Genomic DNA, 13,670 nt, shown 5'->3' with positions numbered 1-13,670 from the left:
CGTGAAATCTGCTGTTGCTCCATTTGCTCAAGAAGCCCCGCCTACCGCCCTGGATGAGGTGGTGGCCCAGCTCAACGAGGTGTTCATCGAGAAAGGCACGCCGATGTTCATGCGCACGGTGCTGGCGCTGTTCTCCGGCGGGTTTGCGACCTTTGCCCTGCTGTATTGCGTGCAGCCGATGATGCCGGCGCTGTCTCACGAGTTTTCCATCAATGCCGCGCAAAGCAGCCTGATTCTCTCTGTCTCGACGGCGATGCTCGCCTTGGGCTTACTGATCACCGGCCCGATTTCCGACACCTTGGGGCGCAAACCGGTGATGGTCGCCGCGCTGTTCTGCGCGGCACTGGCCACCATCGCCAGCGGCTTGATGCCGACATGGGAAGGGATTCTGCTGATGCGCGCACTGGTGGGCCTGTCATTGAGCGGCCTGGCCGCCGTGGCGATGACCTACCTGAGCGAAGAGATCCACCCGCAACACATCGGCCTCGCCATGGGCTTGTATATCGGCGGCAACGCGATTGGCGGCATGAGTGGGCGCCTGATCATCGGCGTGCTGATCGACTTCGTCAGTTGGCACACCGCAATGCTGATCATCGGCGCCCTGGCGCTGATCGCAGCCACCGTGTTCTGGAAAATCCTCCCCGAATCACGCAACTTCCGCGCCAGCAGCCTCAAGCCACGCAGCCTGGTGGATGGCTTCGTCATGCACTTCAAGGACGCAGGCTTACCCTGGTTGTTTCTCGAAGCCTTCCTGCTGATGGGCGCGTTCGTGACGATGTTCAACTACATCGGCTATCGCCTGCTGGCTTCGCCCTATGCATTGAGCCAGGCGGTGGTTGGCCTGCTGTCGCTGGTGTATTTGTCGGGCATCTACAGCTCGGCAAAAATTGGCTCCCTGGCGGATCGCCTCGGCCGTCGCCGCGTGCTGTGGGGCACCATCGTGCTGATGCTCGCCGGCATGGTCCTGACCCTGTTCAGCCCACTGTGGCTGGTGGTGCCGGGCATGCTGATCTTCACCTTCGGCTTCTTCGGCGCCCACTCGGTGGCCAGCAGCTGGATCGGCCGTCGCGCAGTGAAAGCCAAGGGGCAGGCGTCGTCGTTGTACCTGTTCTGCTACTACGTAGGCTCGAGTGTGGCCGGTACGGCAGGCGGGTTCTTCTGGCACTTTGCCGGGTGGAATGGGATTGGCGGGTTTATCGTGGCGTTGCTGATTGGCGCGCTGTTGGTGGCGCTGAAGCTGGCGAAGTTGCCGCCGCTGGGGAATGTAAAGGCCTGACGCGGTCCTGCTTTATGTGGGAGCGGGCTTGCTCGCGAAGGCGGTGCTTGAGTGACGAATTTATCGACTGACACTGCGCATTCGCGAGCAAGCCCGCTCCCACATTTGTTTTGCGTTTACTCGTGGTACTGCGCCGACAGCTCATGCACTGCGCGCAGGAACGCGCCGGCGTGTTCCGGGTTCACTTCCGGCGTAATGCCATGGCCGAGGTTGAACACGTGCCCGCTGCCCTTGCCGTAGCTGGCCAGGATGCGGCCGACTTCGGTGCGGATCGCTTCCGGCTTGGCGTACAGCACGGTGGGGTCCATGTTGCCTTGCAGCGCCACTTGGTTACCGACGCGACGGCGGGCTTCGCCGATGTCGCAGGTCCAGTCCAGGCCCAGTGCATCGGCCCCGGCGTCGGCGATGCTTTCCAGCCACAGGCCGCCACCTTTGGTGAACAGGATGACCGGCACTTTGCGGCCTTCGTGCTCGCGGATCAGGCCGCTGACGATCTTGCGCATGTAGGCCAGGGAGAACTCCTGGTACGCCGCCGCCGACAGGTTGCCGCCCCACGTGTCGAAGATCTGCACCGCTTGGGCACCGGCCATGATCTGGCCGTTGAGGTAGCTGGTGACCGACTGCGCCAGCTTGTCGAGCAGCAGGTGCATGGCTTGCGGGTTGTCGTAGAGCATGGCCTTGGTTTTGCGGAAGTCTTTCGACGAGCCGCCTTCGACCATGTAGGTGGCCAGGGTCCATGGGCTGCCGGAGAAGCCGATCAGCGGCACACGGCCATTGAGCTCGCGGCGAATGGTGCTGACAGCATCCATCACATAACCGAGGTCTTTATGCGGATCAGGGATCGGCAAGGCCTCGATGTCGGCCAGGGTGCTGACGACTTTCTTGAAACGCGGGCCTTCGCCGGTTTCGAAGTACAGGCCTTGGCCCATGGCGTCGGGAATGGTCAGGATATCGGAGAAGAGGATGGCCGCATCCAGTTGTGGGTAGCGGTCCAGCGGCTGCATCGTGACTTCGCAGGCGAACTCCGGGTTCATGCACAGGCTCATGAAGTCGCCGGCGTGGGCGCGACTGGCGCGGTATTCCGGCAGGTAGCGACCGGCTTGACGCATCATCCACACGGGCGTGACGTCTACAGGTTGCTTGAGCAGGGCACGAAGGAAACGGTCGTTCTTGAGGGCAGTCATGTCGGCATCCGCAAAAAAAGTGCGGGCATTTTCTCAGAGCGCGACGCAAAAGGCACGGAGTGAGCCGTGCCTTTTGTCTATCGGGTCAATTTGTCGCGGACATAAGAGCGCCGCAAAACAAATGTGGGAGCGGGCTTGCTCGCGAAAACGGTGGGTCAGCCAACACATCTGGTGACTGATACACCGCATTCGCGAGCAAGCCCGCTCCCACATTTTGATCCCATTTCAACTGGGGATCGGAGTCAGACCTGCAGGTAGTCCAGGATCCCTTCGGCGGCGTTGCGGCCTTCGAAGATCGCTGTCACCACCAAATCAGACCCGCGCACCATATCGCCACCGGCGAAGATTTTCGGGTTGCTGGTCTGGTGTTTGTACTGGCCTTGTTCCGGGGCGACCACGCGGCCCTGGCTGTCGGTCTGGATCTCGAACTGCTCGAACCATGGCGCCGGGCTTGGGCGGAAGCCGAAAGCGATGACCACGGCGTCAGCCGGGATGATCTCTTCGGAACCCGGAATCGGCTCGGGGCTGCGACGGCCACGGGCGTCCGGCTCGCCGAGACGGGTCTCGACCACCTTCACGCCTTCGACGCGGTCTTCACCGACGATAGCGATTGGCTGGCGGTTGTAGAGGAATTTCACGCCTTCTTCCTTGGCGTTCTTCACTTCTTTACGCGAGCCCGGCATGTTGGCTTCGTCACGACGGTACGCACAGGTTACCGACTTGGCGCCCTGGCGGATCGAGGTGCGGTTGCAGTCCATCGCGGTGTCGCCACCGCCCAGCACAACAACCTTCTTGCCTTTCATGTCGACGAAATCTTCCGGCGCCTTTTCAAAGCCCAGGTTGCGGTTGACGTTGGCGATCAGGAAATCCAAAGCATCGTAAACGCCCGGCAGGTCCTCACCGGCAAAGCCGCCCTTCATGTAGGTGTAGGTGCCCATGCCCATGAACACGGCATCGTATTCGGCGAGCAGTTGCTCCATGGTGATGTCTTTGCCGATTTCGGTGTTCAGGCGGAACTCGATGCCCATGCCGGTGAACACTTCACGACGGTTGCTCAGTACGGTTTTTTCCAGCTTGAACTCGGGGATGCCGAAGGTCAGCAGGCCGCCGATTTCCGGGTTCTTGTCGAACACCACCGGGGTCACACCGCCACGCACCAGCACGTCGGCACAGCCCAGGCCCGCCGGGCCTGCGCCGATGATCGCGACGCGCTTGCCGGTCGGCTTGACCTTGGACATGTCCGGGCGCCAGCCCATGGCGAACGCGGTGTCGGTGATGTACTTCTCCACCGAACCGATGGTCACCGCGCCGAAGCCGTCGTTGAGGGTGCAGGCACCCTCGCACAGGCGGTCTTGCGGGCACACCCGGCCGCAGACTTCCGGCAGGGTGTTGGTCTGGTGCGACAGCTCGGCGGCGGCGAGGATGTTGCCCTCGGCCACCAGCTTGAGCCAGTTCGGAATGAAGTTGTGCACCGGGCACTTCCATTCGCAATACGGGTTACCGCACCCCAGGCAGCGGTGGGCCTGGTCGGCCGAGTGCTGGGGTTTGAAGGGTTCGTAGATTTCCACGAACTCTTTCTTGCGTTGACGCAACAGTTTCTTCTTCGGATCTTTGCGCCCGACATCGATGAACTGGAAGTCGTTATTCAGACGTTCAGCCATGTTAAAACCTCATCAAACTCTTCAGGCGCATATCACTGCGGGTTGGCACGGATGCTGGAAAGCAACGATTTCAGGTTGGCAGCCTTGGGCTTGACCAGCCAGAAACGACGCAGGTAATCATCGAGGTTTTCGGCGAGGTTACGACCCCATTCGCTGCCGGTCTCCTCGACATACTCGTCCAGCACGTGCTGCAAGTGGTTCCGGTAGGACTCCATGGCTTCGCCGCTGATCCGCTGGATCTCGACCAACTCGTGGTTGACCTTGTCGACGAAGGTGTTGTCCTGGTCCAGCACGTAGGCGAAACCGCCGGTCATGCCCGAACCGAAGTTGTAACCGGTCTTGCCCAGTACCGCGACAAAGCCACCGGTCATGTACTCACAGCAGTGATCGCCGGTGCCTTCCACCACGGTGTGGGCACCGGAGTTACGCACGGCGAAACGCTCACCGGCAGTACCGGCCGCGAACAGCTTGCCACCGGTAGCGCCGTACAAGCAGGTGTTGCCGATGATGGCACTGTCCTGAGTCTTGTAGATGCTGCCTTTAGGCGGAACGATCACCAGCTTGCCGCCGGTCATGCCCTTGCCCACGTAGTCGTTGGCGTCACCTTCCAGGTACATGTGCAGGCCACCGGCGTTCCACACGCCGAAGCTCTGGCCGGCAGTGCCGTTGAAACGGAAGGTGATCGGCGCCTTGGCCATGCCCTGGTTGCCGTGCTTGCGCGCGATTTCACCGGAGATGCGTGCGCCGATGGAACGGTCGCAGTTGCAGATATCCAGAGCGAAGTCGCCACCGCTGGCGTCGTTGATCGACGCGCTGGCCATGTCGACCATCTTCTCGGCCAGCAGGCCTTTGTCGAACGGTGGGTTGCGATCCACCTGGCAGAATTGTGGCTTGTCTGCCGGGATATGGTCGCTGCCCAACAGCGGCGTCAGGTCCAGGTGCTGTTGCTTGGCGGTCTGGCCTTCGAGGATGTCGAGCAAATCGGTACGCCCGATCAACTCTTCCAGCGAACGCACGCCCAGCTTGGCCAGCCACTCACGGGTTTCTTCGGCGACGTAGGTGAAGAAATTCACCACCATGTCGACGGTGCCGATGTAGTGGTCTTTGCGCAGCTTCTCGTTCTGCGTCGCGACGCCGGTGGCGCAGTTGTTCAGGTGGCAGATGCGCAGGTATTTGCAGCCCAGGGCGATCATTGGCGCAGTCCCGAAGCCAAAGCTTTCGGCGCCGAGGATCGCGGCCTTGATCACGTCGAGGCCGGTTTTCAGGCCACCGTCGGTCTGCACCCGGACTTTGCCGCGCAGGTCATTGCCGCGCAGGGTCTGGTGAGTTTCAGCCAGGCCCAGTTCCCACGGCGCGCCGGCGTACTTGATGGAGGTCAGCGGCGAGGCGCCGGTGCCGCCGTCGTAGCCGGAGATGGTGATCAGGTCGGCATAGGCCTTGGCCACACCGGCGGCGATGGTGCCTACGCCGGCTTCTGCGACCAGCTTCACCGAGACCAGGGCCTGCGGGTTGACTTGTTTCAAGTCGAAAATCAGCTGCGACAAATCCTCGATGGAGTAGATGTCGTGGTGCGGCGGCGGCGAAATCAGCGTCACGCCCGGCACTGCATAACGCAGCTTGGCGATCAGGCCGTTGACCTTGCCGCCTGGCAGTTGGCCGCCCTCACCGGGCTTGGCGCCCTGGGCGACTTTGATCTGCAGCACTTCAGCGTTAACCAGGTATTCCGGGGTTACACCGAAACGACCCGTCGCCACTTGCTTGATTTTCGAGCTCTTGATGGTGCCGTAGCGCGCCGGGTCTTCACCGCCTTCGCCGGAGTTGGAACGCGCACCCAGGCGGTTCATGGCTTCGGCCAGGGCTTCGTGGGCCTCAGGCGACAAAGCACCCAGGGAGATACCGGCGGAGTCGAAACGCTTGAGGATCGATTCCAGTGGTTCGATTTCGCTGATCGCCAGCGGGGTGTCCAGGGTTTTCACCTTGAACATATCGCGGATCATCGACACCGGGCGGTTATCCACCAGCGCGGTGTATTCCTTGAACTTGGCGTAGTCGCCCTGCTGCACAGCGGCTTGCAGGGTGCTGACCACATCCGGGTTGTACGCGTGATATTCGCCACCGTGGACGAACTTGAGCAGGCCGCCTTGCTGGATCGGCTTGCGCGCGCTCCAGGCTTCGGCCGCCAGGGCTTTCTGTTCGGCTTCGATATCGACGAAACGCGCACCTTTGATGCGGCTCGGCACACCCCGGAAACTCAGGTCGCAGACCTCTTCGGAGAGACCGATGGCTTCGAACAATTGAGCGCCACGGTACGAGGTGACGGTGGAGATGCCCATCTTCGACAGGATCTTCAACAGGCCCTTGGTAATGCCCTTGCGGTAGTTCTTGAACACCTCATAGAGGTCGCCCAGCACTTCACCGGTGCGGATCAGGTCGCCCAGCACTTCGTACGCAAGGAACGGGTACACCGCCGAGGCGCCAAAACCGATCAGCACCGCAAAGTGATGCGGGTCGCGGGCAGTGGCGGTTTCGACGAGGATGTTGGAGTCGCAGCGCAGGCCTTTTTCGGTCAGGCGGTGGTGCACAGCACCCGTGGCCAGCGAAGCGTGGATCGGCAGTTTGCCTGGCGCGATGTGGCGGTCGGTCAGCACGATCTGGGTACGACCGGCGCGCACAGCTTCTTCGGCCTGATCGGCGACGTTACGCACAGCGGCTTCAAGGCCGAGGCTCTCGTCGTAGTTCAGGTCGATGATCTGGCGGTCGAAGCCTGGGCGCTCCAGGGTCATCAACGAGCGCCATTTGGCCGGAGAAACCACCGGCGAACTGAGAATGACGCGGGAAGCGTGCTCAGGCGATTCCTGGAAGATGTTGCGCTCGGCACCGAGGCACACTTCCAGCGACATCACGATGGCTTCGCGCAGCGGGTCGATCGGCGGGTTGGTCACCTGGGCGAACTGCTGGCGGAAATAGTCGTACGGCGTGCGCACGCGCTGGGACAGCACGGCCATTGGCGTGTCATCGCCCATGGAGCCGACGGCCTCGTAGCCTTGCTCGCCGAGCGGACGCAGCACCTGGTCGCGCTCTTCGAACGTGACCTGGTACATCTTCATGTACTGCTTGAGCTGGTCGACGTCATAGAAAGCCGAACCGTGGTCGTTGTCTTCCATGGTCGCCTGGATGCGCAGGGCGTTCTTGCGCAGCCATTGCTTGTACGGGTGACGCGACTTCAAGCGGTTGTCGATCGCATCGGTGTCGAGGATCTGCCCGGTTTCGGTGTCCACCGCCAGGATCTGGCCAGGGCCGACACGGCCTTTGGCGATGACATCTTCAGGCTTGTAGTCCCACACGCCGATTTCCGACGCGAGGGTGATGAAACCGTTGGTCGTGGTGACCCAACGCGCCGGGCGCAGACCGTTACGGTCGAGCAGGCACACCGCGTAGCGGCCGTCGGTCATGACCACACCGGCCGGGCCGTCCCACGGCTCCATGTGCATCGAGTTGTACTCGTAGAACGCACGCAGATCCGGGTCCATGGTTTCGACGTTCTGCCACGCTGGCGGAATGATCATGCGCACGCCACGGAACAGGTCGATGCCGCCGGTGACCATCAGCTCGAGCATGTTGTCCATGCTGGAGGAGTCGGAGCCCACGCGGTTGACCAGCGGGCCGAGCTCTTCGAGGTCCATCAAGTCGTTGGCGAACTTGGTGCGACGGGCCACGGCCCAGTTGCGGTTACCCGTGATGGTGTTGATCTCGCCGTTATGGGCGAGGAAGCGGAATGGCTGAGCCAGCGGCCATTTCGGCAAGGTGTTGGTGGAGAAGCGCTGGTGGAACACGCAGATTGCGGTTTGCAGGCGCTCGTCGCTCAGGTCTGGATAGAAGGCGGTCAAATCCGCCGGCATCATCAGGCCTTTATAAATGATGGTCTTGTGCGAAAAGCTGCAGATGTAGTGGTCAGTATCGGCGGCGTTGGACACCGACGAGCGACGACGCGAGGTGAACAGCTTGATCGCCATGTCCTGATCGCTCAGGCCATCGCCGGCGATGAACACTTGTTCGATCTGTGGCAGGCGCTCCAGGGCCAGACGGCCGAGCACGCTGGTGTCGATCGGCACTTTGCGCCAGCCCACCAGTTGCAGGCCGGCAGCCACGATCTCGCGGTTCATGTTCTCGCGAGCGGCTTCGGCTTTGACCGGGTCCTGGTTGAAGAACACCATGCCCACGGCGTACTGCTTGGGCAGGTCGACAGCAAATTGTTCTTTTGCGACAGCACGCAGGAACTGGTCGGGCTTTTGAATCAGCAAGCCGCAACCGTCACCGGTTTTGCCGTCGGCGTTGATCCCACCGCGGTGGGTCATGCAGGTCAGGGCCTCGATGGCCGTTTGCAAAAGGGTATGACTGGGCTCGCCCTGCATATGGGCTATCAGGCCAAAACCGCAGTTATCCTTGAATTCATCGGGTTGGTACAGACCTGCTTTCATAGACACTTTCTCACCAGGCTGCCTCTGTTACCGAGGCAAATTTCTTTTCAATTCAACCCGTTACCTTCCACGCCGAACGTACGCCAGCTTTGCGGGGGCAAAAGGGAGGTCATTGTACACACCGACACGAACGCTCACAAATTTAGCGACGAAATGTCGCAAATCTATGTCGCATTTATGAAAGGTTTAAAGCGATATGCTGTGCTAGTCAAAACTTTTTTAATTCTGACCGCTACGACTCAAAAGCTACTGTGACGCAGACACCACAAAGCGCGCGGCCTTGAGGGCAGCACGCACTTGCGGATTTTTTTGAGGTGCCGGGAGAGGCGGCCTGGGTAAGGCCGCCGAATCTTCAGCGAGTTGTTGCGAGTTCTTGTTGAACGCTGGCAACAGTGCGAGGCCAAGGTTTACCAGCCTGAACCTTCGCTGGCAAGGCTTTGATCGCGGAATCAGCTGCTGCACGGCTTGGGAAGCTGCCGTAAGTGATCACGTAGAGAGGCTTGCCGTTGAGCACTTTCTTGAAATAACGGTACTCGCCGCCCTGCTCTTTCACGAAGGCCTGAGCGTTGGCTTCGGAACTGGTACCGAGGATCTGCACCACGAAGTGGCCGGCCGGCTGGCTGGTGTACCAGCTGCTGCCCGCGGCGGCAGGCGCAGCCGCTTTGGCAACGGCGGCAGGTTTCTCAGCGGGCTTGGCGGCTGGCGCCGGCTTGGCCACTGGCGCAGGCGCGACTGGCTTGGCAACCGGAGCTGGCTTGGCGGTAGCGACGGTCGGTGCCGGGGTCGGCTTGGCCGCTGGAGTGGCTGCCGGGCCCGCTGGCACGCCTGCAGGCGGCGCAGTCGTGGTCACGGTTGGCGGCGTGGCGCTGGAGCCTTCCACCGGCACACCGTCATCGCCTTCGGAAATACCACCGGCGGCTTCGGCCAGCGGGCCGCGCATCACCGGCTGACCCACCATCGGCAGGTTGGTCGGCTGGCCGGAGTTGGCGAATTCGACATTTGGCGTGGGTTTGCCCAGTGGCAACTGCGCCTGTTCGGTTGGCGCACCGGCGGTGGCGGGTGCCTTGCTGCGGCCCGGAATCAACCAGGCGGCGGCAACAGCGACCACGACAACGGCGGAAATAGCCAATACGTGCTTCTTAGGCATAGTAAACCCCATCTTTGGACGCTTAACCGCAGAGCGGCTTGCAATCATGGCTTCGATCAAGGCATCCCGGGCAACCTGGTTGATGGTGCCAGGCCAGCCGTCGGAGCTTTCGTGAATATCAGAGATCTGCGAAGCGGAGAAAAGTTCGATACCGGCCCCGGCGCCTTCAAGGCGTTGAGCCAGGTATTCGCGGGTTTCTTCCTCTTCGTACGGTTGTAATTCGATGACGTGAAACAGCTCCTGATCACCACTGATCTGCTCCAGATCGGCGATCAACGACGACTCGCCAAACAGGAACACGTGCGGGCGACCTTCGGGCGTGCCCGCCGCCAGCGCCAGCAGCGCTTCCAGGGCAGACTCGTCGAGTTGTTCGGCGTCATCGACCAGCAAATACACTTCTTGCCCGGTCAGGCCCAGTTGCACCACTTGCTTGAGAATCGCGTTCGGCTCGGCATTGGACACATTCAGCGCCTGAGCCACCTGGCGTAGCACACCCGCCGCATCCCCCGCACCACGGGCCGACACCACCACGCTCTGGACCGATTGCTTGTTGGTGCTGGCAACCAGCGCCTGGCGCAGCAGGGTTTTGCCACTGCCCAACGGGCCGGTCACCACCAGCAGCAATTGGCTGTAGCGCGCCAGATGGTGCAATTGGCCAAGCACCGGCTTGCGCTGGGCAGGGAAAAATTTGAAACCAGGCACCCGCGGAGCAAAAGGGTCATGGCTTAACTGGTAATGGCCGAGGAACGCCTCGTCGGCATGCAAACTAGTCATCGGGATCTTATTAACCTTTAAGCTGGGCCAGGGCGCGGTAATCCGCTCCCAGCGTGGCCTGTAAAATCTCTTTCGGATAATCGTCGGTCACTACCGCTTCGCCCATGTGGCGCAGCAACACCAGTCGCAGGCGACCGTCGATCACTTTCTTGTCTATTGCCATATGTTCGAGGAAATCCGCCTCGGTCATCTCCAAGGGTGGAACGACCGGCAAGCCGGCGCGCTGGAACAGGCGTATACCCCGGTCCCGCTCCTGGGCACTGATCCAGCCCAGGCGTTGCGACATTTCCAATGCCATCACTGTGCCAGCCGCTACGGCTTCCCCATGCAACCACACACCATAGCCCATGTGCGTTTCGATCGCATGGCCGAAGGTGTGGCCCAGGTTCAGCGTGGCGCGTACACCGGACTCCCGCTCATCGGCATTCACCACCAGCGCCTTGGCCGCGCAGGAACGAGAAATCGCTTCAGTCAGCGCCACCTGGTCCAGCGCGCGCAGGGCATCCATATGTTCTTCGAGCCAGGTCAGGAACGGCTCGTCGCAGATCAGCCCGTACTTGATGACTTCTGCCAGCCCCGCCGACAACTCGCGCGGCGGCAGCGTGTTGAGGGTGGCGGTGTCGATCAGCACGACATTGGGCTGATAGAACGCGCCGACCATGTTCTTGCCCAGCGGGTGGTTGATGCCCGTCTTGCCGCCCACCGACGAATCGACCTGGGAAAGCAAGGTGGTCGGCACCTGGATAAAGTCCACACCGCGCTGGTAGCAGGCTGCCGCAAAACCGGCCATGTCGCCGATCACACCGCCGCCCAAGGCGACCACGGTGGTACGACGGTCATGGCGCGCAGTCAGCAGCCCATCGAAGATCAGTTGCAGGGTTTCCCAGTTCTTGTGGGCCTCGCCGTCAGGCAAGATCACTGAGATCACCGAATACGCCGCGAGGCTGCGGCTCAGACGCTCAAGATACAGCGGCGCGACCGTTTCGTTGGAGATGATCGCCACCTGCCGCCCGGCAATATGCGGAGCGAGCAATTCGGGCAGGTCCAACAAACCTTCGCCAATATGGATTGGGTAGCTGCGCTCGCCTAGATCGACCTTAAGTGTCTGCATGTGTCCCCGCGTGAAGATATATGTACGATCGGCAACGCTCGGATCTGACGCCGCCTGATGGCTCTACGCCACACCCCGAAGGCTGATAACGCGTCGCCGAGAATAGCGCATTTCGGGCCAGGCTTTAACGGGGCGGCAACTGTGCCAGGCGTTCAAGAATGTCGAGAACGACCATTCGTGGCGGCCGCTCATCGGTTTCCACCACCAGATCGGCGATTTCCCGATAAAGCGGATCACGCAACGTCAGCAAGTCCCGCAACGTTTTTGCCGGGTCGGCCGTGCGCAACAATGGGCGGTTGCGATCGCGGGCGGTGCGGCCCACCTGCTGCTCGACCGATGCGTGCAGATAGACCACGCGGCCACCGGCATGCAGTGCCCGGCGGTTTTCATCGCGCATGACGGCGCCGCCGCCGGTGGCCAATACCACGCCATCGCAGCCGCACAGCTCGGCAATCATCGCCTGCTCGCGGTCGCGAAAGCCCAGCTCGCCTTCCTTATCGAAGATCCATGGGATATTGGCACCCGTGCGCAATTCAATTTCCTTGTCGGAATCTTTGAACGGCAGGCGCAGCTCTTTGGCCAGCAAACGGCCGATGGTGCTTTTTCCAGCCCCCATCGGTCCTACAAGAATCAAATTTCGCACAGAATCAACGACTCACAGCAATCGCCTGGTTATTCATAATACGCGGAGTCAGGAATACCAGCAGCTCGGATTTTCTTTCCGCCAGCACATCGCGCCGGAAAAGGCGGCCAAGATACGGCACATCGCCCAAAAATGGCACTTTATCTACCACTTTGCTTTGGGTATTGGAGAAAACCCCACCGATGACGATGGTCTCGCCATCCTTGACCAGCACCTTGGCGTTGACTTCGTTTTTCTTGATCGGCGGCACGTCGTTGAGCTTGTTCAGATAGTCAGGCTCGTCCTTGGTGACCTTGACCTCCATGACCACCCAGCCATCAGGGGTGATTTGTGGCGTCACCTCCAGCGACAGCGAGGCCTCCTTGAACGACACCGACGTGGCACCCCGCGAGGTGGATTCCTGATAAGGGATCTCGGTGCCCTTGAGGATCCGCGCGGTTTCCTTGTCAGAGGTAACCACCTTGGGCTGCGAGACGATTTCACCGTTGCCGGTTTTCTCCATGGCCGTCAGCTCAAGGTCCAGCAGCAGGTTGTCGGTGATATAAGCGATACCCAGGCCTGAAGTACCGGTGAGCGAACCCATGTCGACAAACGGCGAGCTGGGCAGGCTTTCCGACGGTTCAGCGCCCTCGGCCAACGGTTTGTTGATACCGCCCGCCCCCCAATTGCCACGGTTGAGGCGCCCACCCCAGCGCACGCCAAGACTTTTGTCGTAATCGACATTGGCTTCAACGATTCGCGCCTCGATCATCACCTGGCGCACCGGGACATCCAGCTGCGCCACGATCCGCCGCAGCTCTTCGAGCCGTTCGCCGGTCTGGTAGGCGATGATGTTGTTGGTACGTTCATCCACGGCGACCGAACCGCGCTCATCGGGGATGCCTTCCAGGCTGGTGACAGATTGGAACAATTTGGCCAGGTCCGCCGCCTTGGCGTAATTGACCTGCAACAGTTCCCGGCGCAAGGGCGCCAACTCGGCCATTTGCTTGCGCGCCTCCAGTGTCAGCAGTTCGCGTGCGGCCAACTCTTCGGCCGGCGCCACCAGCAACACACCGGCTTTCACACGTTTGTCCAACCCCTTGGCTTGCAACACCAGCTCCAGTGCCTGATCCCAGGGCACCTCCTTGAGCCGCAAGGTGATGGAGCCTTGCACATCGTCGCTGGCCACCAGATTAAGCCCGGCGACATCCGCAATCTGCTGCAATACAGCGCGCAAAGCGATGTCCTGGAAGTTGAGGGTCAGCTTGTCGCCGGAATAGTGGGTACTCAACGCCGAGCTGCCGGGAGGTGGCAGCTGGATCAGGTCCAGGCGATTGGGCACAGCAAAAGCCATCGGTGCCGTGAACGCTATCCATAGCGCCACACCGAAGGACGAGAAAGTCCTTTTCATTGGTTG

Annotated in this window: 8 protein-coding genes; 1 reads left to right on the top strand and 7 read right to left on the bottom strand. The window is 61.1% G+C overall.

Annotation, left to right across the window (positions count from 1 at the left end):
- The first annotated feature begins 49 nt into the window (after positions 1 to 49).
- Complete coding sequence (locus A7D21_RS00640) at positions 50 to 1,276, top strand: MFS transporter (RefSeq protein ID WP_222944631.1); 1,227 nt, start codon at positions 50 to 52, stop codon at positions 1,274 to 1,276.
- 116 nt (positions 1,277 to 1,392) lie between these two features.
- On the opposite strand, the gene hemE is transcribed toward A7D21_RS00640, so the two are convergent.
- The 7 genes from hemE to A7D21_RS00600 form a co-directional block, all read right to left on the bottom strand.
- Positions 1,393 to 2,460: a uroporphyrinogen decarboxylase gene (gene hemE / locus A7D21_RS00635; RefSeq protein WP_053253959.1), complete on the bottom strand. Its 1,068-nt coding sequence runs from the start codon at positions 2,458 to 2,460 to the stop codon at positions 1,393 to 1,395.
- A 242-nt stretch (positions 2,461 to 2,702) separates the two neighbouring features.
- On the bottom strand, positions 2,703 to 4,121 hold the full coding sequence (locus tag A7D21_RS00630) for an FAD-dependent oxidoreductase (RefSeq protein ID WP_053253958.1): 1,419 nt from the start codon (positions 4,119 to 4,121) through the stop codon (positions 2,703 to 2,705).
- Positions 4,122 to 4,153: 32 nt separating this feature from the next.
- A complete protein-coding gene (gene gltB / locus A7D21_RS00625) occupies positions 4,154 to 8,599 on the bottom strand; it encodes a glutamate synthase large subunit (protein ID WP_053253957.1) in 4,446 nt (1,481 codons plus the stop codon).
- 352 nt (positions 8,600 to 8,951) lie between these two features.
- On the bottom strand, positions 8,952 to 10,520 hold the full coding sequence (locus A7D21_RS00615; protein WP_053253956.1) for an SPOR domain-containing protein: 1,569 nt from the start codon (positions 10,518 to 10,520) through the stop codon (positions 8,952 to 8,954).
- 10 nt (positions 10,521 to 10,530) lie between these two features.
- Positions 10,531 to 11,631, bottom strand: a complete 1,101-nt coding sequence (gene aroB / locus A7D21_RS00610) for a 3-dehydroquinate synthase (RefSeq protein WP_053253955.1) — start codon at positions 11,629 to 11,631, stop codon at positions 10,531 to 10,533.
- 124 nt (positions 11,632 to 11,755) lie between these two features.
- A complete protein-coding gene (gene aroK / locus A7D21_RS00605; protein ID WP_003209345.1) occupies positions 11,756 to 12,274 on the bottom strand; it encodes a shikimate kinase AroK in 519 nt (172 codons plus the stop codon).
- Between the two features lie 4 nt (positions 12,275 to 12,278).
- Positions 12,279 to 13,607 carry a type IV pilus secretin PilQ gene (locus A7D21_RS00600; RefSeq protein WP_053253954.1) on the bottom strand — a complete coding sequence of 443 codons (1,329 nt, stop codon included), beginning with the start codon at positions 13,605 to 13,607 and terminating at the stop codon, positions 12,279 to 12,281.
- Positions 13,608 to 13,670: the final 63 nt, after the last annotated feature.

It is taken from the genome of Pseudomonas sp. AP19 (genome assembly GCF_001728855.1).
Classification (GTDB): Bacteria; Pseudomonadota; Gammaproteobacteria; order Pseudomonadales; family Pseudomonadaceae; genus Aquipseudomonas; species Aquipseudomonas fluorescens.
The sequence above is the reverse complement of the archived record's forward strand: the minus strand, read 5'-3'. Positions and strand labels throughout refer to the sequence as shown.